Source organism: Methanobacterium spitsbergense, from assembly GCF_019931065.1.
Classification (GTDB): domain Archaea; phylum Methanobacteriota; class Methanobacteria; order Methanobacteriales; family Methanobacteriaceae; genus Methanobacterium_B; species Methanobacterium_B spitsbergense.
The window spans coordinates 66442-92770 of record NZ_JAIOUQ010000001.1; the positions used below are offsets into that span (position 1 = coordinate 66442).

Annotated in this window: 24 protein-coding genes and 1 pseudogene; 12 read left to right on the forward strand and 13 right to left on the reverse strand. The window is 30.3% G+C overall.

Annotation, left to right across the window (positions count from 1 at the left end; translation table 11 throughout):
* Positions 1-170: 170 nt before the first annotated feature.
* Positions 171-971, forward strand: a complete 801-nt coding sequence (locus tag K8N75_RS00315) for a hypothetical protein (protein ID WP_223790181.1) — start codon at positions 171-173, stop codon at positions 969-971.
* Positions 972-1064: 93 nt separating this feature from the next.
* On the opposite strand, the gene K8N75_RS00320 is transcribed toward K8N75_RS00315, so the two are convergent.
* Positions 1065-1625 (reverse strand): hypothetical protein, encoded by a 561-nt coding sequence (locus K8N75_RS00320; RefSeq protein WP_223790182.1) that lies wholly within the window; start codon positions 1623-1625, stop codon positions 1065-1067.
* A gap of 203 nt (positions 1626-1828) precedes the next feature.
* Between K8N75_RS00320 and K8N75_RS00325 the strand changes: the two are divergent.
* Positions 1829-2039 (forward strand): annotated as a pseudogene (locus K8N75_RS00325) (histone family protein).
* 65 nt (positions 2040-2104) lie between these two features.
* Here K8N75_RS00325 and K8N75_RS00330 read toward each other — a convergent pair.
* Positions 2105-3019, reverse strand: coding sequence for a DUF5655 domain-containing protein (locus tag K8N75_RS00330; RefSeq protein WP_223790183.1), 915 nt, complete (start codon positions 3017-3019; stop codon positions 2105-2107).
* 520 nt (positions 3020-3539) lie between these two features.
* A complete protein-coding gene (locus tag K8N75_RS00335) occupies positions 3540-4565 on the reverse strand; it encodes a virulence RhuM family protein (protein ID WP_223790184.1) in 1026 nt (341 codons plus the stop codon).
* 229 nt (positions 4566-4794) lie between these two features.
* Between K8N75_RS00335 and K8N75_RS00340 the strand changes: the two genes are divergently transcribed.
* Both K8N75_RS00340 and K8N75_RS00345 read left to right on the forward strand, forming a co-directional pair.
* The gene (locus tag K8N75_RS00340) at positions 4795-5526 is read left to right on the forward strand and encodes a tetratricopeptide repeat protein (RefSeq protein ID WP_223790185.1); all 732 of its coding nucleotides are present in this window, start codon (positions 4795-4797) and stop codon (positions 5524-5526) included.
* A gap of 62 nt (positions 5527-5588) precedes the next feature.
* Complete coding sequence (locus K8N75_RS00345; protein ID WP_223790186.1) at positions 5589-6890, forward strand: ATP-binding protein; 1302 nt, start codon at positions 5589-5591, stop codon at positions 6888-6890.
* Between the two features lie 355 nt (positions 6891-7245).
* Here the strand turns inward: K8N75_RS00345 and K8N75_RS00350 are convergent, their stop codons facing one another.
* Positions 7246-8211, reverse strand: coding sequence for a hypothetical protein (locus tag K8N75_RS00350; RefSeq protein ID WP_223790187.1), 966 nt, complete (start codon positions 8209-8211; stop codon positions 7246-7248).
* Positions 8212-8262: 51 nt separating this feature from the next.
* Positions 8263-9498, reverse strand: a complete 1236-nt coding sequence (locus tag K8N75_RS00355; RefSeq protein ID WP_223790188.1) for a hypothetical protein — start codon at positions 9496-9498, stop codon at positions 8263-8265.
* Between the two features lie 273 nt (positions 9499-9771).
* Here K8N75_RS00355 and K8N75_RS00360 point away from each other — a divergent pair, with 273 nt between their 5' ends.
* Both K8N75_RS00360 and K8N75_RS00365 read left to right on the forward strand, forming a co-directional pair.
* On the forward strand, positions 9772-10635 hold the full coding sequence (locus tag K8N75_RS00360) for a right-handed parallel beta-helix repeat-containing protein (protein ID WP_223790189.1): 864 nt from the start codon (positions 9772-9774) through the stop codon (positions 10633-10635).
* A gap of 156 nt (positions 10636-10791) precedes the next feature.
* Positions 10792-11412 (forward strand): hypothetical protein, encoded by a 621-nt coding sequence (locus tag K8N75_RS00365; RefSeq protein WP_223790190.1) that lies wholly within the window; start codon positions 10792-10794, stop codon positions 11410-11412.
* Between the two features lie 126 nt (positions 11413-11538).
* Here K8N75_RS00365 and K8N75_RS00370 read toward each other — a convergent pair whose 3' ends face one another.
* Positions 11539-11808 carry a hypothetical protein gene (locus K8N75_RS00370; RefSeq protein WP_223790191.1) on the reverse strand — a complete coding sequence of 90 codons (270 nt, stop codon included), beginning with the start codon at positions 11806-11808 and terminating at the stop codon, positions 11539-11541.
* Positions 11809-12318: 510 nt separating this feature from the next.
* On the opposite strand from K8N75_RS00370, the gene K8N75_RS00375 reads away from it, so the two are divergent.
* Positions 12319-13194: a nuclease-related domain-containing protein gene (locus tag K8N75_RS00375; protein ID WP_223790192.1), complete on the forward strand. Its 876-nt coding sequence runs from the start codon at positions 12319-12321 to the stop codon at positions 13192-13194.
* 209 nt (positions 13195-13403) lie between these two features.
* Here K8N75_RS00375 and K8N75_RS00380 read toward each other — a convergent pair whose 3' ends face one another.
* From K8N75_RS00380 to K8N75_RS00395, 4 genes are all read right to left on the reverse strand, one after another.
* Positions 13404-13751, reverse strand: a complete 348-nt coding sequence (locus K8N75_RS00380; protein ID WP_223790193.1) for an HXXEE domain-containing protein — start codon at positions 13749-13751, stop codon at positions 13404-13406.
* Positions 13752-13903: 152 nt separating this feature from the next.
* A complete protein-coding gene (locus K8N75_RS00385; RefSeq protein WP_048190195.1) occupies positions 13904-14125 on the reverse strand; it encodes a hypothetical protein in 222 nt (73 codons plus the stop codon).
* Between the two features lie 827 nt (positions 14126-14952).
* Positions 14953-15198: a hypothetical protein gene (locus K8N75_RS00390; protein ID WP_223790194.1), complete on the reverse strand. Its 246-nt coding sequence runs from the start codon at positions 15196-15198 to the stop codon at positions 14953-14955.
* Positions 15199-16030: 832 nt separating this feature from the next.
* Entirely contained in the window at positions 16031-18676 is a 2646-nt protein-coding gene (locus K8N75_RS00395; RefSeq protein ID WP_223790245.1) for a beta strand repeat-containing protein, read from the reverse strand.
* A 626-nt stretch (positions 18677-19302) separates the two neighbouring features.
* On the opposite strand from K8N75_RS00395, the gene K8N75_RS00400 reads away from it, so the two are divergent.
* The 4 genes from K8N75_RS00400 (at position 19303) to K8N75_RS00415 (ending at position 23437) form a co-directional block, all read left to right on the forward strand.
* Positions 19303-21681, forward strand: a complete 2379-nt coding sequence (locus K8N75_RS00400; protein ID WP_223790195.1) for a PAS domain-containing sensor histidine kinase — start codon at positions 19303-19305, stop codon at positions 21679-21681.
* A 565-nt stretch (positions 21682-22246) separates the two neighbouring features.
* The gene (locus K8N75_RS00405) at positions 22247-22612 is read left to right on the forward strand and encodes a nuclear transport factor 2 family protein (protein ID WP_223790196.1); all 366 of its coding nucleotides are present in this window, start codon (positions 22247-22249) and stop codon (positions 22610-22612) included.
* A gap of 37 nt (positions 22613-22649) precedes the next feature.
* Positions 22650-22997 (forward strand): SpoIIAA family protein, encoded by a 348-nt coding sequence (locus K8N75_RS00410; RefSeq protein ID WP_223790197.1) that lies wholly within the window; start codon positions 22650-22652, stop codon positions 22995-22997.
* Between the two features lie 242 nt (positions 22998-23239).
* Complete coding sequence (locus K8N75_RS00415; RefSeq protein WP_223790198.1) at positions 23240-23437, forward strand: hypothetical protein; 198 nt, start codon at positions 23240-23242, stop codon at positions 23435-23437.
* A 449-nt stretch (positions 23438-23886) separates the two neighbouring features.
* Here the strand turns inward: K8N75_RS00415 and K8N75_RS00420 are convergent, their stop codons facing one another.
* From K8N75_RS00420 to K8N75_RS00430, 3 genes are all read right to left on the reverse strand, one after another.
* Entirely contained in the window at positions 23887-24111 is a 225-nt protein-coding gene (locus tag K8N75_RS00420; RefSeq protein WP_223790199.1) for a hypothetical protein, read from the reverse strand.
* Positions 24112-24149: 38 nt separating this feature from the next.
* On the reverse strand, positions 24150-24521 hold the full coding sequence (locus K8N75_RS00425; RefSeq protein ID WP_338038010.1) for an amino acid permease: 372 nt from the start codon (positions 24519-24521) through the stop codon (positions 24150-24152).
* 299 nt (positions 24522-24820) lie between these two features.
* Entirely contained in the window at positions 24821-25576 is a 756-nt protein-coding gene (locus K8N75_RS00430; protein ID WP_223790200.1) for a winged helix-turn-helix domain-containing protein, read from the reverse strand.
* 158 nt (positions 25577-25734) lie between these two features.
* Here K8N75_RS00430 and K8N75_RS00435 point away from each other — a divergent pair, with 158 nt between their 5' ends.
* Complete coding sequence (locus K8N75_RS00435) at positions 25735-26133, forward strand: pyridoxamine 5'-phosphate oxidase family protein (RefSeq protein ID WP_223790201.1); 399 nt, start codon at positions 25735-25737, stop codon at positions 26131-26133.
* The last annotated feature ends 196 nt before the right edge of the window (positions 26134-26329 follow it).

Genomic DNA, 26329 nt, shown 5'->3' on the forward strand with positions numbered 1-26329 from the left:
TTGAAGCGACCTACAATTTTCTTGAGTTAAAATATGTCTAATTTAATCTCCATCATCCAGTTTAAACAGCAAACAAATGATAGATGGTTTATGACTTGTACGGTTTGAAACCAGAGGAAAATTAAAATTAATTAAAACAAGTACAAATAGAATGATCAAGGAGTGATAATGTGCCTAAAGATTTTTTAGAATCGTTTCCATTATATAAAAAATTTTATTATGATTTTATAAATCAATCATTAGGGCTTGTACCTAAACCTCCAATAAAAATGTATTGCGATATTTGCAAATCTAATCAAACATTCAATAATACTATGGATTATTTTAAATTATATAAACGGCCTGAAGATTACCGAGCCAATGGTGAAGTTATAGGTCTTGAATATATTTGTATGAGTTGTAAAAAATTTAAAAGATATTTTTTCATAGAAATTAGTGAAGATTTGAATTGGATTAGGAAAATTGGACAAGTACCTCCATGGGATATTTCAGTAGATAAAGAAATAGGAGATTTATTAGGTAAGGAACGTTTAGAAATTTATCAAAAAGGTTTAATTAATGAGTCTCAAAGTTATGGGATAGGTGCATTTGCTTATTATCGCCGAATTGTTGAAGGAGTAATTGACGAACTTTTAAAAGAGATTTCTGTAATGATTGATGAAAAAAACCTTGTAGAATATAACGAGGCTTTAAAAAAGCTTAAAGATTCACATAATGGTGAAGAAAAAATCAAAGCGGTCTATGATTTACTTCCTTTAAGACTTATTCCTAATGGTAATAATCCATTGAAGATATTATATAAAGTATTGAGTGAAGGAATACATTCTGATTCAGACGAAGAATGTCTAGAAAATGCTCAAACAATACGTCACATCCTCATATTTTTGATCACTGAAGTAAAAAATCATCAAATAGGTGCTAAGCAGTTTACAGCAGGACTTAAAAGATTAGGAGAAAAAAATAAAGATTAAAAAGTTTTTTTCTTTAAAATAAAACAGTATTTCAGTCTATTAAAACAATGCGAGATACAATTAGGAGTGGAAAACTTAAATAATTAAATATTTTTAACCTCCACCTATTAAAATTGCAATAATAATCTGGGTTATTGTTGGTATCGTCCAATTAGCATTTTTCCTTAACCAATTAGAAATTTTTTGTATATTTGTTTTATTAATGTTTTCTTTAGTTAGTTCACTCTGCAATCTGGTTACCATTTCTTTTACTTCATCGGTATTTTGAGGATTTTTATTTTCTATTTGAGAATATATCTCATTAAAACTATCCTGAATATTTATTGAGATATCATGAGAGTTTATGAATACTCCAGAACTATTACTCACTATATTCTGTGTAAATGAAACAGGAGATTGGTTTATTAATTCGTTTTCATTTTCGACTAAATCTTTCCCATAAGTCGTTATTCGAGCTGCAAGAAAATATACATGACTTGCTGTTATAATTTCTAATAAACCTTTATCTTTTAAATTTATCACATCAGAATCTAGTTCATTAAAATCAATATGTAACTTCTCTTGCAGTTCTTCTCTATCTATATATTGGCGAAAATTTTCTCTATCTTTTTCATATAAAATTTCTAAAATTTTTTTTCTAATTTCTTTTCCCATTTAAACCCATCCAATAAATGTTATAATTATTGATTGTTCTAGATGGTTATATGTATGGTTAGGTATTTACACTTGCATATTATGAACTGGTTTTTGGTGATAATAGTCACTAAATCTTTATAAAAAGAATATAAAACGGTGAAAATCTATTAATATACTGTTTATTTAAAGAAAATGAATTATTTAATTATATATGGTGATATATAAAGACTGAACTACCAATAGCTCCAACAAAAAGAATAATAAAAAATGCCAGTGCAAAAAGAGTAAGTGAAATGCAGAAGAAGCTTTATCAAGGTTTTAGAACAATTTGGACAATATATCTCCCTACAAGCAGTTAAACTTGCAAAACATGCCGGAAGAGTGACTGTTAACGCATCAGATATTGAACTAACTGTTAAAGCACTAGACTAATAATCCTCATTAAATTTTTCTATTAATTATTTACCATAACATTTCTAAGAAGTCCCTCAATAAAATTAAGAATTTAAGTTATAGGATTGCTTAATGAGTGTCATTAAATAGTCCAAATCATCTTCAGGTGTTATAGAAATCTCATAGTCCCCATTTCCATGATGGCCTGTGTTTGAAACGTCTCTTGCTAAATTTTTTGGATCATCTAACGTTCCTTTTCTTAAATTGAGAAATAATTTGATAGTATTTTTAGTAAATTCAATATCAACAAAATTTTTGCTAGATTTAAAAGCAATATAAATTTTCAAAGGTTTAATTTCAACATTATCACCTAAATCTAAAATTCTTTTCTTAATATCTTCGTACAATTCTTTTATTTCTTCATAAGGAATTTTTAGATGGTCATCTTCTGTATATTTTTTTACAACAGAGCCAACTTCTTTAACAACCTCACTCTTAGAACTAACAGTATTTATTGATTCGCTTGTATCAGGAGATTTTAACTGATTAAAAAGTACTGTATTGTTTGTGTATTTACTTATTTCCCATAATTCAATGGGTAAATCTTTAAATTCAATTGCTTGCTGCTGATATTTGGTAAATTGTGGAGCAATAAATATAACTCTTGATTGTGACCAGTCCACATCGTTTTTCTTCAAAAAATTTTCTTTTCTCTCGTTATATTCTAAAATAAAATCAGCTTTGTTATTTAAAAGTAAAGCAAGGTATGCATATCCCTGATCTATAACGCTGAAATTTTTATCCCTTTTATATTCAATTATGACAAATGAATTGGTTTCTTCATCAAAAGCTAATGAATCTATCCTCAAATTATTGAGCTGAAATTCAGATTTTACAAAATCTAAACCAAAAATAATATTCATATTATGTTCGCTAATATTCTGAATATCTTTTTCTAACTTAAAATCAACTCGATGAACTTTCTTTAATTCTTGCCCATTTATTGAAAAAAGCACCATAAATAATACACCCCTCTCAACCTATTTTTCCCCATAATATTCTATTGTTTACTTAATAAATTAAATATTATATCGTTATATATTGGATTATTGGATCAGATATCAAAAATATAATTTAAACAAAATTCGAATGTTTCATTTTATTACAAAACATTGTTCAGTTTACTCATTAAAATAAAAATTCTAATAATTTAATTAACGCTCTAATTATAAAATAAAACTTCAGGAGCATATTTTAATTTTATTATTTATTTATGACTTCGTCATACTGTCCTATGACGAAATAAATTTTGTCTAAATTTATGCCGCATTTTACGCCGCAAAAATTCAGTTTATGCCTCATGAAAATTTATGCCACATTTTATACCTCTAATTGCTGCTTTTCTGATTCTAAAAAAGATGTATTTAAACAGGTTTTCGGTGATAACTAATGAAAAGTTATATGTATGGATAATAATGCTAATAGATATTTATTAAAAATAATAATAGATCTCAATTGTGGATTCGACAAGAAATTTAATTATGTATCATTATTATGTAAATATTTTTTTACTTTTTTATCAAAGTCTGAAACATAACTCGCATCTTGTATTTTCCTAAATTTTTTATATTCGTTGGTAGCAATTTCGTTAGCTACTTCTCTTGAAACATTGCCTGCGTCATTTAAAATTTCATATTCATTAAATTTTAGAAATGCATCCATTCTTTCTGTCCATTCTTCCATTGACATTAATTTATGTCTTCTAGCTTGATTTTCAGCATAGTCAAGATACATATTGACAATGTTATTAAGTTCGGACAGTTCATCTCTTGTCAAATAATTCTTTGCAATTGTTACATCACTCTTTAATATTTTACCTTCAGGTGAATTTTTCCAGCTACTAAGACCTAAATTTTCTTTTTTACTATCAACACGATCTACAACGATTTCAGCTGCAGTATGGCCTGTGATGGCCCAATGAAGTTTATTTTGAACTGAAGCATAAAATTTTTTAGTGGTTTCAGCATCCTTATTATAATCATAACTACACTGAGAATAAATATCCGTAATTTTCTGATAAAATCTACGTTCACTGGCTCTGATTTCTTTGATTCGTTCTAGTAACTCATCAAAGTAATCTTTTCCAAATCTAGTTCCATTCTTTAATAGTTCATCATCTAGGACAAATCCCTTGGTTATAAATTCATTTAAAGTATTTGTTGCCCAAATCCTAAATTGTGTTGCTTGCTTAGAATTAACACGATACCCTGTAGCGATGATGGCATCTAGGTTGTAAAAGTTTACATTTCTTGAAATATTCCTTTTCCCTTCTTTTTGAACTATCCGGAATTTCCGGATAGTTGAGGATTCGTTTAATTCTTCGCTTTCAAAAATGTTAAGTAAATGTTCATTAATAGTCCTTATATCAACATCAAATAGTTGAGCCATAGTTTTCTGCGTTGACCACATCATTCCATCTTTAATTAGCACTTCAACAGTTTTAGCACCTTCATCACTTGTGTAAAGAACTATTTCGTTTATTTGTATAATTTCATCTTTATCCATAATATATTCCCCAATAATTTGATATTTATATTAACGTGCTTTTTTGTTATATTTCTCGCCTAAGCAATTCTATGCTGATTCTATGCTGATTTATGAGTATAATTAAGAGAGAATGTTGAAATATGAGATGATCAAATAATGTTAATAGAACTACTCTATATTCTAATTTATTAATGTTTTCTTCCAAAGATAGGATATAAAACGAATTATTTAATGGCGGTGATTTTAATTGAGGAGATTTCATCCAGTTATAGCAATAATCACAGGAAGCTTCTTTATTTTTATAATAAACCAAATTATGAATTATATATTTGATTCCATACCTATAAACGGCATGTTGGGTTCGGAATTGATAACTATTTTGGTTCCTGTTTTGTTGATACTTGGAGGGTTTATAACAGCTTTTATTACTAATAGAAATAGGTTGTTATGTGCCTTTTGTGTGGGACTATTCTTCCCCATAATTAATAATGCAATCAATATAGCATATTTAAATTCAATCAGTGCAATAGTTTTGTTTGTTTTAGGAGCTTTATTTGCTGCTTTAATTACAACCCTAGGAGGATTTATTGCGGTGAGAGCAATCACAAAATATGTTAATGCTTTAAACGACAAAGGAATCGCTTTAGACGAAATTGGAAAACATGAAGAAGCAATTAAAGCCTATGATCGTGCCTTAAAATTAGATACAAATAACATTGAAGCGTTGTTTAATAAAGGGGAAACTTTAGGTATTATTGGAAAACATGAAGAAGCAATAAAATATTTCAATATTATTTTGAAAATCGATCCAGATGATGCAGAAACCCTGTATGAAAAGGGAGTAAACTTAAAAAAACTAGGAGAACATGAACAAGCAATAAAATACTTCGATAAAGCATTACAATTAGATCCAGATGATACTGATGCACAGAAAGGAAAAGAAGAAATATTATCCATGATACAATCAAAAAACACTTAAAATTTATAACCACCGAAACTTGGATGTACTAAGAGGGTTTACATAAATTAGGAGACAATTAAATGCATCATTTAACATCTAAATTAATGATCTACAGAAACATAGACAAGAATAGCATCTTGTTTAGATTATCGGATATTTACCGACAGTTTGAGGCAGAGAGCTATGTGAAAGATGATTTAATTAGAGATATTTATATAGAAATCAATCGTCTGCTTGATATTTCAACCCATTATGGGTTTGACAATAATCTATGGCACAATTATCTGGCTTTTGTTTTGGCCATGACTGAAAACCCCTTTACACGGGTATCTGAAAAAGTTGGAGCCAACAATGGTACTGTAAATAAATTTGCCAAGGGTGATTTCAGCATATTCAAACAGTTGTTTGACTTCGACTTTTCCAAATTGGAAAATGAACTGGCTATAGATTGTTTTACTGTTATCACAAATTATAAGGCTGTTGTGAAAGGTGAACAGATCTTCAACAAGAGTGTGAGTGAAAAAGTTCAAGAACTAAGTCAAGCCATTGAACAGTCTGAAGATGATATCGAGCTGTATCAGGTAATTACAGGTTTCTATAAAACATATGGTGTTGGAAAGTTAGGATTAAATAAGGCCTTCCGTATTTCAACTGATGATAAATCTGGATTCCTTTGCCCAATAACCATGACCAGTGATATGCTGCTGGATGATTTGGTGGGTTATGAATCTCAAAAAAAGGAACTAATAAAGAATACAGAAGCATTCGTTGAAGGATACAGGGCGAACAATGTTCTTTTATATGGTGATGCAGGTACTGGTAAATCCGCAAGTATAAAAGCCATTTTAAATCAGTATTACAGTCAGGGACTCCGGATGATCGAAGTCTACAAACATGAATTTAAGGAACTGCCCAAGGTCATTGCAGCGATAAAAAATAGAAACTATCGATTTATTATTTATATGGACGATTTATCATTTGAAGAGTTCGAAATAGAATATAAATATTTGAAGGCAGTTTTGGAGGGTGGTTTAGAGCCAAAACCTGAAAACGTACTTATATATGCCACATCGAACAGGCGACATCTCATCCGTGAAACATGGAGCGACCGTTCAGATATGTCGGAGGATGAAATGCATCGATCTGATACAATAGAGGAAAAACTATCCCTGGCAGAGCGATTTGGTGTGACCATCGGTTATTACAAGCCAAATAGAGAAGAATATTTCAACATAGTCACTAATCTTGCAAGGCGACACCCTGAAATCAAACTATCAGATGAAGAACTGAGATCAGAAGCAGGTAAATGGGAAATGCGCCATGGTGGAATGTCAGGGCGTACAGCACAGCAGTTTATTGATTCATTGCTGGGACCTGTATGATTTACCCTAATCTGTTATTTTAAAAGTAAATTTGTCTCAACTTCGTTTTCAGGATATTTTAGTGTTGTCTGGTTTAAAATTTGGTATAATCCATTTTAATCAACAAATATATCCCATTTTCATTCTATTTTATTTATTTTCCATAACCTAAACAAAATAAACTATTAACAGTTTTTCTATATTGACTCTCGGATTTTGCCAGCCCACAACAATTATTTTAATCAAGATCATAATATTTAGTTTGATATTTTTTTCCATTACTACCAGTTTGTAATAATTTGCACATACTGAATTTTCTCCATCATTATTGAGATAGAGGATAAAAAATAAAAAAATATATGAAAAAATTATATCCTTATCTGTACTTATTTAAGTCTTTCATTTCCTTTTCTATCTTGTCTAACTTTTTATTGTAGAATTTTTCTAATCCAAACATTGTTACACTTAATACTATTAGGACAACTATGATGATTATCCCTATAACAACCACTATGATTGATGCGGCATAAAAAGGGCTTAATACGGCTAGAATTGCTGCCAGGATTCCTGAGATTATAGCTAATATTTCCATTACTTCTTTCTTATGATTAAGAGGTATGTAATCACTAACTAATTCATTGTATTTATTCTGATATATTCTATTAATTATGAAATCAGGATTTGCTTTATTGTCCATATTTACTAATTTGATCTGTTTGTTTTGGTCGTCGCTTATAAAGGAGTCAATATCCAATTGAATTTCTTTTTTATCAGCTTTTAATATTACATGTTTTGAATCATTAGTAAGGCCCTTAAAAACGAAATATCTTATGTAACCATTACTGTTAATATACTGTACTATGTCACCATTTTGCAATTCATTAGAAAGATTTCCAGTTTTATTATAATTCTCTTTTGTTACAGTAATATTGTTTATACTCTTTAATTCTCCAATAGTCTTATTCGCATCTATATTTGCTTTATCTGGTTTGTAGGCACTCTTTTTTTTGGTACTTGAGTTTTGAATTTCGTTTATATTATTAACAGGTATATTAAGATTTTCTTCTTGCTCATTAATATTTTTTAACTGATTATTATTGACATCAAGTTTTTCTGCTTCTTTATTGATTTGTTTAATTTCTTTCATTATTTTAACGAACTTAATTGTAAGTTTTATTTTCTCAATTACACTTAATTTGTTCATTTTATATTTGTTCAAATTTTGTGCATCGTTTTTTATAGATTCACTGTGTTTTTGAATATCACTAATATCATTTGCAAATGCAGGTACAATGTTAATTATCATGATGACTAAAATGGCTGCTAAAATGCTTAATTTCATATTAAAAACCTCATATATGATTAATTCCAATTTAAATGGTAAAAAAAAAATTTAGTTTGTCATATATCTATCAATATCATTTTTTTGAGCATTCGCAACTGCTAGTTCTTTCGATGCTAATCTATTCACAATCCCTTCAGATATTCCTAAACTTGCTGTTGCAAATGCAGTAGCGCCAAGTGTTATGAGTAGTGTTATGAATACAGCCTTTTGAGTTTTTGATATCGGGTCGAATAAGCCTATGAATGGTGCTCCTTCATTAAACATAGCATACTGTCTAATTTTTCTAATCATTTCCCATAATTTTACTAATGAACAAATTATTCCCAATACTCCAGTTAAATATAGAAGGATACGAAATGCAACCCTTAGGTCTGAGACACGTTCTAGTCTGTTTGATGCATCTTTTATCTCACTCAGTATTTCCTGATTTTCTGCCATAAATATTTCATGTACAACGTATTCAGGTGGTTTATTAGAGTTATTAAATTTAATACCAGTTTTAGATTTCCAAAACTCATCAAAAGCCATAACTGTATTTATTCCATCTGCTCTAAGACGTACATAAATTAAATTGGAATCTTCAAGGGACTCTTCAAATATTAAATATCTTATGAATGCCTTTCCAACTTTATCATCCTTGCTCATTATCTGAACTATGTCCCCTGAAACAAGTTCATCTATTTTTTGGTAAGTTCCTTCATCTACAGCTATATTTTTCTCTTTTAACTGTTTAATCGTTTTATCTGCATTTTTAAGGTCATATGATGGTATCCCCTCATTTTTATCGTTAGTATCAGTTATTTTATTATTGTTATCGGTTGTTCCATCATTAATACCGGTTGTTCCATTATCAGCATCAGTTGTTTCATCAGTAATATCAGTTGATCCATCATCATTAATATCGGTTGTTCCATTGTTAGTATCGGTGTGATTCGAACCGTCAACTGGGATATTTCTGTTATTATTTTTTAAGTAATTATATAAGGCTTTACTTTCTTTTTCTTGTTTTTTAAGTCGTTTTAAATCTTTTCTAGCTTTTAAATTTAATTTATGGGCGTTTTTTGTTATCTTAACAGATTTTTTCATGATTTTTGGAAGTTTAGTTAGTAATTTTATCATATCCATAAAACTAAATTTCTTTAATTTCCCATAATATTCTAGTTTTTTCGTATCTTTACTTAAGGATTCAGAATAGTTCTCTATATTTCCTATCTCCGTTGCAAAAGCAGGTACAAGGTTAATAATTATAACAACTAAAAATACTGCTAACAACTTTTTTTTCATTATATAATCCCTCCATATATTTTATAAACATTACTAAGTTTGCAAATGATTATTATGGCACTTAGAATGGTTTCTTGAAAATTCATATCTAAATTTTCATTATCTTAAGATTATTTAATAATATTATAATAACATTAATTTAACATGCAAAAGTTGCATTATATATATTTTTCGAATTGTATGGATATGTGATATTATCATAAAGGTTATATAGTATAAATTTTACATGTAAACGTAAAATAGAGTTATTAATTAATTGAGGTGAATTATTAAATGAAAATAAAAATTTTCGGTATAATTATGACTTTAATAGTAATGTCTTGCATATTTGCAGCTAATGCTGAAAGTGGTGGGCAGGATATGAGTGTCATTTACGTGAATCCTAATCTAGGTAATCCTGTAAATATGGGTAATGACCATAACCCTGGAAATGATATTCATGCACCTAAACTAACCATAACAAGTGCTTTAGATGCTGTAAATAATGGGGGAACAATATACCTCAGCAATGGAGTATATACTGATCCCGATATGTATGACAATTATATAATAAATAAAAATGTTACAATCATCGGAGAAGACAAAGATCGGACCATAATAGATGGATTAGGCCGACAATATTCATTTATTCGTATTAAGCCTAATAGTACTGTTAATTTTCAGAAAATAACATTCAAAGGGAACAACAAAGTCGTCCAAGCAGAAGGATTAATCTTTAATCGTGGAAATACCACAATCACCCAATGTACTTTCAGAGAAAACGATGGCGGTTTTGCAGCCATATATAACCTAGGTATATTAAACGTTACCCACTGCCTGTTCATTAATAACCCCGCTTTATGCATAGCAGGCGCTAATTCCCAAGACCACGGATACCTTATCCAAACTATGGGGGAAAATAGTAAATGCTCTGTAACCTACAGTACATTCATAAACAACAGCGCATATGTGGATTTCATTGCATATGATTCAAATAGTTCAATAAACTATTGCAACTTTTACGACCAAGGCGATGTAGTTGCTGTTGGAATATGTACCTTAGATGCTAAATACAACTTCTGGAATGGTACACCAAATATATTTACAAACTGGGGAGGAAATCTAACCTGGGAACCTGTTTCAGACAGTCCATTTTAAAATAAAACTAAAATCACAAATAAGAGAAAATGGATATGGAAAAACAGATTAAAATCAAAACAATGGTTTACTATCCGCAATATTAATTAACATATCGGGATAACCTATCATTTATAAAAATATTGATAAATTAAATTATAAATTTAAAAAGAAACTATGAAACTCAAAAAACTAAAAAATATTGAAAAGAAATATTTCGGATTAATTTTTGTCATCGTTATTATTTTAGTGGCAGTTACTGGTGGGTATTTTCTACTTAATACTGGAAACGAAGCTAAATACTATGAAAATTATGGATTACAATATAAAGCAATAAATAACGCTACTGATACAAGTAGTAATCTAATAGCCAGTATATTCAGCTCAATGATGGTTTCTGAAGGTATAAATTTAGAAGATGAAGATTTGAATTTGACAAAAAACACAAATTCAAATGTAAATGATGATGTAGATAGTGCTAAAAACAATATTTTAATAGCTATTAATTATGACCATGAAATGATTAAATATGCTAAAACGGGATTACAAAAGAAATATGCTGAAATTTTAAACCAACAAGCAAATGCAATGTTGAAATCAATGGACCTAATTAAAGAACTATCAATAGCCTCAAAAAACAACGAACAAGGAAAAGTTGATAATATAACAGCCCAACTTGAAGAAATTAATAACCAGATGGATGGATTTCAACATGAATTAGATGATATGAAAAATCAAGATACCAATTTTAAAACTAGCCTGGAAAAAATAGAGAATGGAGAAACAGATGAAAATTAATTAAGGATGTGGGAATCATATTCTTCTACAAATCTAAGTTTAGTATTTTTTTATCTAATTTTTTTTATTTCGGCTCCTTAAATCTAAATAATACATATTTTAGTCATAGATCAGTTGGAAAACAAGCTATCTTTTCATATTTACTGTTATAACCCCATCTTTACAAGTTACTGAAGTTAGAGCGAGATGTGAGTCAACTCGTAAAGTACCATTTTCATCTTTATAAATTAACTTCATCCGTTGATCCTCTTTACTTTTTAGATGAATGTATATTCTAGTATTTCTAGTATTTCTGTTAAACTTAAAATCTGCTTTTCCACCTTCATAATAATGATGAGTTACGTCAGTAATTTCAAATTCATCTATCTCTAAATAAACTGAAGACATTATTGGCATATATCTCACTCCATAGAATACTTGTAGGATTTATTAAGTAATATTTTCTATTAACTAATATATATTATTACAATCTAAAATAAATGCAAATCATTCTAACGAAATACTAATATTTTATATCATTTATTGAAAATTAGTTTATAGGATTAATCTAAGGAATCTTAAAAAATTTAGAAAAATAAAATTATGGAGTATGATCGAGATTTATTAAAATCGTCTACTTTAATTGTTATTTATTATGTCTTGATTACTATGAGATATAGTTAAGAACTATTTACTTTAGGATCTTTTATTGTGGCTTTCTTTTATTCTTTGGCTTTATATTTTTCAATTTTAACATGATCTAACAGTTATTTATTTAAAAAATGATTTTCAATGATAAATATTTTTAAATTCATAATTATCAAATCTATACTTCATTATAAAATCCTGTAGAAATAAATTATTGAATCACACATAACAAATAATAAATTATAGTTTTAATTGACTATTCTTTGGGGGGGAATTCGTTTGGATTATTTGATTTGTGATAAATGTGAGGGGTATTATGAGCTTCAATCTGGAGAGTCCCCTAATGATTTTGATTTATCATGTGATTGTGGTGGAGAATTACAGGTTCATAATATGTCCAATGATTATGCATCTGAGAATAATGAACCTAAAAGAGAAATTATTGGTATTGGTAAGGGTTATGCTGAAAAAAAGAGCTCTCACTACAACAACCTTTTTATTTTTGGTGGAATTATTGGTTTAATTGGATTAATTGGTATTATTATAACTCCATTCTCTTTAATTATTCTATTATCCGGATGTGGATTGCTTTATTATGGATATAATAATGGTAAAAGTTGGAATAAGGGTATTATTGGAGAATCTATTGTTGCAGATTATCTAAATCAATTACCTGAAGATTATTATATTTTTAATGATGTTAAATTCCCTGGAAGCTATGGAAATCTTGATCACATCGTAATTGGCCCTAATGGAATTTTTGTAATAGAAACAAAAAATTATAAAGGATTTTACTTTGTTAAAGATAAAGAATGGTTCTATAAAACTGGTAAATATACCAAAAAAGCACGTTCACAACCTGGAAAACAGGTAATCCTAAATGCAATGTCATTAAGAAAATTTTTAGTTGATAATAATATTAAAATGGACGATGTCTGGATTGATTCAATAGTTACATTACTAAATAACAATTTTAAGATTGAAAAAAGACCAAAAGATTATAATGTTTTGTTCCCTTCCACTATACCACAATTCATTCTAAATTCAAGAAGAAATATTGATATAAATATTCTTAATAAAGCTATTGTTTTAATAGAACCATTTTGTATAGAATTGTCTTATATATATCAAACAGGTAAAGAATCAGATGAATAGAATAACCACTTAAATTTAATATTCTAAATGAATTTAAATAACAAACTTATTTTTTTGTGATAAAAAAAATGATTTAAGTGATAAATTTTTATGCAAATCTTTATATTTTCCCCTTTCTCTTTACTTGTATTATTGTTGGGACATACATCACTGCAAAACCAATGACAATGGAAAATACAATGTCCAAGGTAGTAAATGTTCCCCATAAGTTAGAATAAATATACAATGAAAGTGGGGCGTATATTGCACTTGCAGTCACAACCCCCTGGTGAATATTCGCCAGTGTACAACGTGTATGATGCATGAATTATAAAATTTGAAAATATCCATGCTGCTGTTGACAATCCCAGAATTAACGTCCATTCACTTGGATAAAAAATTGCAAGTGACACTGATACAAGAACATAAACCATGAAAATAACATTTCCAACAATGAACTGTTCAAATGTTTCAGGTGCACCAAAATATTTCTTTGCCCAAGGCACAAATCGTGGTGATTCTTCTAATATATGTACAAAATATGCTAAAGGTACAAACCACAGAATTTTTAAATCCATAAATTTATTACCCCTTTAATATTAATCCTATTTATTAATACTAAGTATAAATAGTTATTAATGTTAAATTAGTCAGATAGCTTTGAACAATTAATTTTTATTAAACAACTTGAATTAGATATGAATTTAGCTAAAAAAAAGAAATATTTAATTTATGTAGCACTAGCAGTTGTGTAAGCATCGTACATACCGTAAAGCCATACAATAATGTAGAGTATATACGCAATTATTCCCAATAAAAAGATTGTTGCCAATGCTCCTAGTATCACTGCTACGATGAATATTATTATTCCCTTCATTATATTTCCAGCGTATACAGTACCGATACCTGGCAAAAAGAAAGATATAATCAATGCTAAAATAGGGTTTGCCATTTTTTTTCACCTCAGATAGTTTATCTATATTACTATTGGTTTAACTAATTAATATTCTTTTTCTTCACTCCTAAAACAGAACTATTGTATAGTATGCTTTATTTGATGTTTTATTTTGTTCAGCCAATCTGCAGCCATGAGGTTTAGATACATGACACCAACGGAAAGGGTTGGAAAATATGTCTTCAACATATTTATATGAAGTAATCATCTACAATAATAAGTGCATACTAATCTGTATAAATATTATAAAAAAATAGGTGATTTAAATGGCAAATCTAACTGTAAATATATTATATGTAATTTTATTCGTGGTTATCATAGTCTTTTTAGATTTTAAATATTTTAGAAATGACCTTATGAAACGGTTAATTGCAAATGTATTGATTGTTTTGGTGGCTGTTGCTATATATTATCAGTTTTTAGTTAATTTATAAAAAAAATAGATTAAAATGGTCATATAATAACCGTTAAAGTTAAAGAATTATATTTAATGGATTAAATTAGTTTAGTATTCTGGCACAAACTATTTGATGATCTGGTCAGTATTCCATTACTGATCAATTTATTTTAATTTTTTATAATAGTACAACAGGCTTATTTTCCATTTAATTACCCGGTCGATTGATTACTTTCATAAATTTTTTTTGATCAATCTTTTTTGAAAAATTTCTATAAATTTCTTATAAATACTAAATAAACAACCCCAAACACAATAACAATTAATATATTAACGATTAGTCTAGCAATGAAATCTTGGCTTAAAAATGTCATTGTGTCTAAAAGAATTATTAGAGCTACTAAAATAATTATATATATCAATGAAATTATTGGATTTCCTCTTTTTCGGTCCATTCTTGGTTTCCCCCTGTTAAACTGGCGATTACAAAAAAAACAACAAGTGCTACAATAAAAATTAATATAGTAGTAATGCTTATTCGGAAATATATAAAATCTAGAATTACAGTTAATACAAAAAGTAAAGTTACAATCCATCCTTGCCATGTTTTTGGAGCTGGTCCATATCCAACAAGTTTTTTACCAAACCATGGTTTTTGAGTTATTCTTTTCATGTTTTCACCCGTACATATGAATGTTATTATTATTTAACATGTTTATATTTATATTGTAATACAGGAAATTAGTCATTTAAATTAAGAAATCATTACAATGATACATGATCTTTTTGCTCCCCTACCGTATTACATTTAACTGCTATAATTAATTTAATTTATATATTTTATTCCATCAAAAAATGTCTCAAAAAATATTTTCCTTTCTTTGGTCTTTGTCTGGATAATGTATTCAACTGTAAATGAGACGTGAGCTGAAAAAAACTTTAAAATGTATTTGGGAGGTATTTAAAGGAATATGGAGTAGGAGTGAAACTACAACTTCAACTTTGTTTTTAAATATCGAAGCTATTCATTATTTATTTCTCTATTTCATTATTATTTTTCCTGTAATCCTTCATTATTTCAATTTCATCATCTAAAAGAGACTTTTTATTATCTTTTTCGTGTCTGATAATCTTTTTAGATTTTAAATATTTTAGCAATGACCTTCTGAAACGGTTAATTGTAAATGTATTGATTGTTTTAGTGGCTGTTGCTTTATATTATCTGTTTTTAGTTAATTTATAAAAAATAAGGATCAAAATGGTTAGATAACAACAGTGAAGTAAAAAGTCATATTAAATGGATTAAATTAGTTAGTATTCAGGCAAAATACTATATTGAAGTCAATTGTTTAGATTTTTTGGGCTATCCCTTCATACTTAGAGAATACCATCAGAAAACAAGCTGTATTTTTAGAACTTAATCCTAAATATCCGGTTATTACATGAAAAAAATATGTGAGGATTTTTAAATCCTCTATAGATATTCGTTTATTTTATTTGTTTTTTTATGTTGTGGTTGTTGTGAATTTTGTTGTGTATGGTGTTGTTAGTCCTGCTCCGCCTGTGCTTGTAACGCTGTTTGAATGTAGTATGACTGTGTAGGTTGTTCCTCTTGCAAATGCTGCGTTGGCTGTTATATTCAGTGTGTTACCGTTTATACTGGTTGTGTATGGTTTTATTTGTCCGTATTGATTTTTGAGTTCTATCCATGAGTTAGTTCCGAGTTGGATGGCTTTGCTGAAGTTGATTTGTATCACCTTATTTACAGCCACATTAACTTCGTTGTTCATTGGACTTGTGCTTGTTACGACTGGTGGTAAGGTTGTTGTGAATATGGTTGTGTACGGTGTGTTTAAACCATTTCCTTGCATGTCTGTTATGCTGTTGGAGTGTAGGATGACTGTGTATTTAGTTCCTGCATTTAAGAGTGAGTTAGGTGTTATTGATAGTACATTTCCTATTATGTTTGTTGTGTATGGTACTATTGTTCCACTGTTGCTTGTTTTGAGTTCGATCCATGGATTGGTTCCGAGTTGTATGGCTTTATCAAAGGTTATCTGTATCACCTTATTTAATGCGACGTTAAATGCATTGTAAAGTGGATTTGTACTGGTAACAACTGGTGCTGCCTCTGTAGTGAATCGTGTTGTATAAGGGGCTGCTAATCCAATTCCTGCTAGATTTGTGATGCTGTTGGAGTGTAGGATAACAGAATATTCTGTTCCTAGTGCTAGTAGTGAGGAGGGTGTTATGGATAATACATTGTCTACTATGTTTGTTGAGAATGTTTTGATGTTTCCTGTTCCTGTTTCATAGAGTTCTATCCAAGGGTTCACTCCGAATTTAATGTTTTTGTCGAAGACTATCTGTATCACCTTATTCAAATCGACATTAACTGAATTGTTAACCGGACTTGTACTTGTAACAACTGGAGGCACATTTTCATTAATTGTAACATCTGTTGTTACAGTTGCTGCATCAACAGTTGATGTTATTGTAGATATTCCCGGATTTAAACCTGCAGTGAAGATGGTTGATGCCATACCATTAATCATAGTACCTGTTAATGGGTTAACTGTGCCTAATGCATCACTACTTAAGTTCACAACTATACCATCAGGTACATGACCATTTGCGGGGTTATAGACTGTTCCATTATTGTCATGCTGTAAATCAACAATTACAGTTGAATTACCACCATTCAGAATACTGGTTGTTGATGCTTTTAAACTGAGTATTAACCATGTGTTAGCATTTACATTATTATTTACTCTTCCCGCTGTTACTGGATTGTTTCCCTGGAAGTTAGTTCCCCACCAATTATTGGTAGCATTAACACCACTTATACCCCAAATATCATAACTTCCAGTATTGTTTAGAATACGGTTGAAATGAATTTGAGTGTTAGCATTTATTGTGTAGATAGCAATACCATTGTTACCGGTGATATTATTGCATGTAATAGTACAGATAGTACCTGAATTGTAGATAGCACCGTAATTATAAGATGAACTGCTACCTGTGAAAGTGCTTCCATTAATGGTTAAAATACCTGCATGTGGGATAGAGCCATCTGAATTGGAAATAGATCCGCCCCAAATAGCTGCAATATTACCATTAAATATGCTGTTATTAATATTACAAGTTCCACCATAGTTTTGGATAGCACCACCTCCACCACTTGCATTATTATTGGTGAATGTACTTCCATTAACAGTTAAATTACCACCCTCATAACTGTAGATAGCACCACCATCATAACTAGTTGCAGTGTTACCTGTGAATTTACTTTCAGTAACCGTTAACTTACCATTCTCACCATTGAAAATTGAACCACCATAAAAAGTTGCTATGTTACTTGTGAAATTGCTGCCAGTAATAGTTAAATTATCCTCATTATAGATTGCGCCACCAGAATAAGTTGCAGAGTTACTGGTGAAAGTACTGTTATTTACAGTCACAGTACCATAATAATTGTAGATAGCACCACCCTGAGTTGCGGTGTTACTTGTGAAAGTACTGTCATTAACAGTCACAGTATTCTCATTGTAGATAGCACCCCCAGAATGACTTGCAGTGTTACTGGTGAAAGTATTGTTGTTTACATTCAAAGTACCAGCATTGTAGATAGCACCACCATAATAATTTGCATAGTTATTGGTGAAAGTACTGTCTGTTACATTCAAAGTACGACCATTATTGTAGATAGCACCACCAACATCTGCGGTGTTACTGGTGAATGTGCTGTTGTTTATTGTCAAAGTACCAACATTGTAGATAGCACCACCATAATAAGTTGTGGTTGCGTTGGTTAGTGTTAGGTTGTTGATTGTAACATATATTCCACTGTTAATATGGAATATCCCGTTGGTGCCGGTTCCGTTTATTATGGTATCTGTTTGACTTTCTCCATTAATAGTCATGTTTTTATCAATGGTGATTTGTGTGTTGTTTATTCCTTTGTATTGTTCATTGGCTATGTATATTTGTCCGTTGGTGTTTACTGTTCCTGTTGCGTTTTTTATTGAATATTTTGGACCGATTATGCCTGATTGATATGTTGCAGATTCACCGTTCCAATCATCGTTTCCCAGAGTACTGTTTCCATTAACATAAATAGTATCTCCCGAAGCAGCTGAAACATTACCCATACCCAAAGCAAAAATAACCCCTAACAAGGTTATTAAAACTGCAAAAATAATTAAATTATGATCATTTATTGAAAATTTATTAATTCTATAAATCTTTCCACCCCCTCCTCAAAAATGTTTTTTTTTATAAAAAAAATTATTGACCTTCCTTTGATATTTTTACAATATGGGCTATTAATATATTTGTTTAATAACAACCAAATAGAAAGACTTTTAAGTAAAAAAAAAGGATTATATGACGTTTTCACATAATTGAATACACACAAAATAAAATTCATAAAATTTATTTTACCAACTTGAACGAGATAAATTTTTTTTGAGAAATAAAATTGTATATAATGAAGTAACATACCCATCAAGTGTTCTATAAGTTGTTGCGATAAGTTATTTCGGAATTTATTTTGATAACTATCAAACAGATAAATAATTATAAAATAGTATATTTCCATTCATTTTATCTAATACTGGTCTAAGCCGGAAGATATGGAGGCAACACACCTTATAATATGGTAAGTATCCATTATTAGTCAATTATTTTTTTTAATCCAATTAGAATTAATAATTTAATTAGTAAATATTTATATTAGTTAAATATCAAAAAAGATTTAAAGTTAATTTGAGGTAAAATGTCTAATAATAGTAATTCTAATCCCACCGTAGAGTCTTATAAATTAATTTTTGAATCTAGTTTGGATGCTATTTTACTTACTCATCCTGACGGTACTATTTTTTATGCTAATTCTTCTGCTGAGGAATTGTATGGATACACTCAACAAGAGATTTGTGATCTTGGAAGAAGTGGAATTGCGGATACAAATGATCCGAATTTACAAGTGATTTTAGATGAAATGGCACGTTTAGATAGATCTAAAGGTGAACTAACCCTTATAAAGAAAGATGGATCTAAGTTCCCCGCCGAGGTATCTACAAGTATTTTCAAAGATGAAAATGGCAATATAAATACTTTCATGACAATTCGAGATATCTCCCAATGTAAACGGAATGAAAAACAAGCCAAGGAACTATTAGAGAGTGAACAACAACTTGTAGAAGAGCTTCAAGCATCAAATGAAGAATTACAGTCTGTTACTGAAGAATTACATGTTTCTAATGAAGAGCTTCAACATCAAAGAGAGGGATTGGTAAAGGTCAATCAAGCCTTGCTAGAAAGTGAAGAAAGAAAGGATAGATCACAGGAAATTGCACATCTCGGCAGTTGGGAACTTGATATTTTAAAAAATAAATTATTCTGGTCTGATGAGGTTTACAGGATTTTTGGACTGAAACCACAAGAATTTGATGCAACATACGAAGCTTTCCTAAAAGCAATACACCCTGATGATCGAGAAGCAGTAGATGAAGCATATACTAGCTCTTTACATGAGGGAGTAGACACTTATGAAATAGAACATCGCGTTGTAAGAAGATCAACAGGTGAAATTCGTATAGTCCATGAAAAATGCGAACATTTACGAGATAGTTCTGGTAGGATTGTTCGTTCGTTAGGAATGGTACATGATATCACTGAACGTAAAAAAGTTGAAGAATCTCTTAATCAGAGTCAAAAATTGTTGCAAGATATAATTAATGGTTTTCCATCTCCTATTTTTGTTAAGGACATTGAAGGCCGGTTTTTAACAGTCAATAACAAATTTGAGGAATTACTTGGAGTTAAAAATAAGGAATTAAAGGGTAAAACTGATTATGATATCATCACTAAGGAATTAGCGGAATATTATAGGGCTAATGACCAGAAAGTGCTTGAAGAAGGAAAGGCGATATCCATTGAAGAAGAAGCAGATTTGATTGATGGACATCATACTTTTATTGCAAACAAATTCCCTATCTATGACAATAACAGTCAAGCTTATGGAATAGGCTCTGTTTCCACCGACATTACTGAATTGAAAAAAACTGAAGAAATTTTAAAGGAAAGTGAAGAACGGTTGCGTCTAGCCCAAAGTCTAGGCAATGTAGGCATATGGGATTGGAACACAATTACAGATGAACTACATTTTACCCCTGAGCTTGAGCTATTATATGGGTTAATCCCAGGAACAATAAAAACATATCAAGATTGGCGTCAGTTAACTCACCCAGACGACATTGAAAAAATTGAAGCAGAAAGAGATGAAAAAATTGCAAACCACGAAGCTTTCGATTTACAATTCCGCATACTACACAAATCAGGTCAAATCCATTGGTTATCAGCCAAAGGTGGAGCAATCTACAATGATGAAGGAGATATATTACGAGTACTTGGCATAAACTCAGATATTACGGATCGTATTAATCGTGAAGAAGAACTGAAAATCTTTATGAATGAGTTAGAACGCTCCAACAAGGAGTTAGAGCAATTCGCATATATTACATCTCATGACCTACGGGAACCATTAAGGATGATAATTAGTTTTTTACAATTATTAGAGCGACGATATAAAGATCAGTTGGATGAAGATGCTAATGAATTTATTGGGTTTGCAGTTGATGGTGCTAAGCGCTTGGATGCTATGACAAATGATCTTTTACAATATTCTAAAATTACTAGCGAAAAAAGAGAAGTTAAACCTGTAAATTTTGAAAATGTCATGGAACATGCTTTAACAAACCTGAAAGTACCAATTGAAGAAAATAATGCAATAATCACCCACGATCCATTACCAACAATCAATGGGGATGAACAACTAAAGGTTCAACTATTCCAAAACCTCATAGGAAATGCTATTAAATATAGAAGCCAAGAAACTCCTAAAATTCACATATCTGCAACTAAAGAAAAAAATCAATATCTCTTTAGCATCAATGATAATGGAATTGGAATATCCCAAGAACACTTGAAAAAAATATTTACAATCTTTCAACGACTTCACACCCAGGAACAGTATGAAGGAACTGGAATAGGGCTTGCAATAGCACAAAAAATCGTACACCAACGAGGTGGACAAATCTGGGCAGAATCAGAACTAGGTGAAGGTTCAACTTTCTATTTTACAATACCATATTAAAAATATTGAATTTCCAATAAATACTTCGATAAGATGGATGTCTAAGAAATTGCTAATTTAGTAAAATTTAGCAAATTGTTTTGAATAATTATTCCCGAGTAATGACAAAAAGAGGAGATTTTTTTCTATGAGTAAAGAAGTTTATTATTTTTAGGGACTGGAAATTCTTTACATGTGGCTAAAAAATTACAAAAATTCCAGAAACAAATCTAATAGCAATAGCCGGTCTTTTAAATAATGAAGTTATAGGAATCAGTGGAAAATGAATCCTTTTTTAAATCTTCAACAAGGAAATTCCAATCTCTGAGAAAACCTGTAATTTTATTCATTCTATCAAATCCTAAAAAATTATTTTTCTATTTTTTCAATAATATCAAATAGGATTCCTTACATATTATATCATAGGTAAATATCTATGGCAGATGTATTAAAATTCTATTAGTTGAAGATGAGAGCATAGAACTATATTTTAGAATTAATTTAATTTCTCTAAGATCTGATAATTGTTTAAAAGTACATTACAGAAAAGTATACTAAACTTATACAAAAATTGGGGTGAGTTTTAGTGAATACAAAAGATATTGTTCAAAGTTATTATAAAAGTCTAGATGAAAAAGATGATAAATGGAAAGACCTCTATTTAGAAGACGCTGTATTTTCAGATGCATCTCAAACTCTGTTAGCAAAAGGAAAAGAAGCAGTTGTTCAATCTTTCACACCTTTTTTAAAGGGAGTGGCGGGAATAAAAATAAAACAACTAATTGTTGAAGGAGAAAGTGCCTGCGCAATAGTAGGCTATGATTATGTAAATCCTAAAGGAGAAAGAATGAGCCAAGATGTATCAGAAATATGGGAGGTCAAAAATAATAAACTGGCAAAATTAACCATTTATTTTGACCTGACTGCATACCGAAACTTTATGAGCAGTTAATCAAGAATAAAAGGAGTAAAAAATAATGATTTCAAAAATGAGTGAAAGTAAAGGAAATGTATTGGGCTTCAAACTAATAGGAGACATTACTAAAGAAGATTTCAAAATAATAGTGCCTGAAGTGCAAGCATTGGTAGACAAAGAAGAATCAATCTCCCTACTTCTCGATATGACACAATTCAAATGGGAAAATATCGATGCATGGGGGGCTGATTTTAACTTTAATCGTACATACCGCAAGAAGATAAATAAAATAGCCATCATTGGGAATAAAACTTGGGAAAAGTGGCTAACAAAGCTTGTAGAACCATTTTATCATTCAGCAGAAGCCAAATTTTTCAACCCAATTAATATAGAAGCCGCATGGAAATGGTTAAAAGAATAAAACTTCGCAAACAGAACAACCCATAGACCTACTTCTACAGAGGCGGAGCAGCAAAATAGAAGCACCCAAATTAAGGATGAAATACTCAGATTGATAAAAAGGACACATACTAATATGGAGTCCTAACAGGCTCCTCTTAACTTATTTTTATAACTTAGACATAAATGATATCACATTTATATTTCATTCATTAAACTATCAGATTAAAAACTTTCAATTTAAAAAAAAAGAGGAGATATTACTTGTTTATCGATAACTTAGATAAAATTATTGCAATGGTGGGTATGATTATGGGAATTGAATTAATCGCCATCGGAATTTTTACACTTTCAATTGCATATTTCAGGAGTCCTGTAGTAGCAGGAATAATTGGAAATATCTCCAGTCTTGGAATGATGTTAGGAGTTATTTTTGTCTTTGTAAAAAAAGAAATTCATTAAACTTTGATACTTACAAATTTGTCACAGATTAAGGAAAAAATTACTTCTTACATCTTATTAATTTTCAAGTTTTAATTTCCTTTGCTTTAAAGCTCTTCTGCTGTGTTTACGATAGATAAATTCAACTAAAAAAGCTGTAGTTGTTACTGTTACTAATAATTCCAGAATTAATGGTGAATTATAGATTTGGTAGTATATTAGTACGGTAAGTGCAAATATGCAGCCGATTATGGCTAGCTAGATGATGTATTTGTTTGCGTTTGTTTGTTTATGTACTTTGAGGTGTGCGATGTTTACTCCGGCATAGATTATTAGAAAATAATGCACTGCCCATCAAAGCTACGCTGCTCAAGTTTAGGAATATTGTGAAGAAGATAACAATAGCGTTTGTGATAATTAAACCTTCTTTACCCTCCCTCCATGCGGTTCTATTGAAAATTTTAGGTAGTTCAGCTTTTTTTTGCCATGATATAACTTATATTAGCCCCACCGTAAAGAGTGGCATTAATTGCAGATGAAGTTGAAATTATAGCTGCTATGGCCATCATAGTAAATCCAATTGCTCCTGCAAAGGGTTCAGCTGCCACTGCCAAGGCATAATCAGCTGTTTTAGCAACCTCAGGAATTGGAAGATTTCCCACAACCACCAAAGAGACAATTACGTATATTATCATCACTAGTGAAACTGTACAGTGCTCTAGATATGTTTTTTTCAGGGGTTTTCTATATCCTCCGCAGTATTTGTGATTAAACCAAAGCCCTGATATCCTAAAAATAATAATGCAGATGCTGTTGATATGTTAGTAACATGGGGAAACTGAGAAATTGTTAATAGGGAAGGTTTTATGAAGAACAATCCTACTAAAGCAAAAGTTAACAATATCCCTACCTTTATTCCCACAATTACTATTTCTGATCTTCCCACAACTTTGGGTCCCAAAAAATTGATGAATGTAAATATCAATATAATTAGAATCGCCAAAATAGTAACAGAGAATCCTGATTGGCCCATAGTAGGAAAATAGAAGCATAATTTCCAAATGCCTCTGCATAAACACTCAGAGCAAAGATGTAACCAATCCACAATAAAAAATTAAATCCACCCTCAAGACACCATCATCAAATCCTCTGACTAAAAATTCTACAGTTCCTCCTGCAGATGGATATTTAGTAGCTAATTTGGCATAGGAGTACGTACTGAGAAGTGCATAATTGCAGCTAAAAAAACCTCAAGAAGAACTATAGAAGTTCTCATGTTGATGCTCAAAGGTTCAGTTCCAGATTTCAATTTTTCTCACCATCTATTGTAGATAAAATACTTGCTAAGAACTTTATCACTTAATATTCTAGTTCAATAAAAGGGTTTGTAAAATTTAAGCATCATTATTCATTGTACTGTAATTTTTGGAAATTAGCAAGCATCATGAGGAGATTAAATCCTTTCTTGGTTATCATATAATCTCCTCTTTCATGACGCTGCAGTATGAGATCGGTTTCTAATAGTTTTTGTATGTGGAAGAGTAAATTACCGCCACGAAGTCCTGTGGATTCCGAAAGAGCCGAAAAAGTTCTGGTCTCTGAGGCCATAGATTTGAGTATCTGAAGCCTTTGTTTATTGGATAATGGTTCGAGTACACTTTTGACTATATTCTCTTCTTGAATAGTTGAAATTTCAGTCCTTTTTTCTTTATTAGTACTGTAGATTTGAAGTGAACTAATTAGGTCTAATTGTTTATTAAATAGTGAATTGACTTCAGAAAAACAAATATCACATTTATCAAACGGTGCTCCTTTTCGAATTTCACTCAATTCTAATTTCTTCTCTTCAATAACATCTTCCGGGACATTATCTTGCAGGAAAAGATTTTCATTGTTAGCTAGGAAATTTGTAAATCTTGACTTACATGTTTCCCTCATCTCGCAGGGATCTACCATGCTGCTCTCTAAGCAATTTTCTCTATCATCTGAAACGTAAGATGTGATGGAATTTAAAAAATCCTTCTTTAAATTGGATAACATTAATTCAAGATATTCTTTATTGGACCTTTCCATCAAACGTTTAATATCTTGATGTATTGAGTCTAATTTAGCGTCAATGTCCACTATTTTTTCACTGTAGATTTCTTCTACCTTCTCCATAAAATACTATTTCGATTTAATAAATAATAAAGGTTTCTATTAAAACCTTAAAGGTCATCTTAGTAATTATAATGTAGTAACTATATTTTACTGACCGTCAAGTATATTATCATCTCACACCAATTATTATTTAGAATTAAAAAAGGCAGGTGATTATATTGGTATTAAGTACAGAAATGATGGATTCTATTGAAAAGAGTAATATAGTCTTTTTAGCGACTGCAAACAAAGAAGATTATCCTAATGTCGTTCCAATAGGGCTTGCCAGACCATTAGATAATGAAACAGTATTGTTAGTTGCTAATTTCATGAATAAAACATATGAAAATCTCAAAGAGAATCCAAAAGCCGCTATTATTGTGGCGGATGTAACAAAATGCCCTTATCAGTTCAAAGGTAATGTAGAGATACATGAATCAGGTAAATATTTTGAGGATGCAGTAGAGTGGGCAAAAGGTGTTATGGCTCAACTCAACCCCAAAGGTGCAGTTTTACTCAAGATTGACGAAATATATTCAGTACAACCAGGTCCAGATGCTGGCAAAAAAATAGAATAAACAGTTCGTTGACTATTAATAAAAAAGAGGTGAAGTCATATGATGATAAAATTCGATTTACAACATTTCTGTTGTGGCCCTAAAGGCTGTGAAATTGAAATAGTTTACGGTGAAATGTTAGATGCAGAAGAATAATGGGCTTGCCATTTCCCATTCTACATTCTGAATTGATTGATTGATAAAATATAAATGGAGG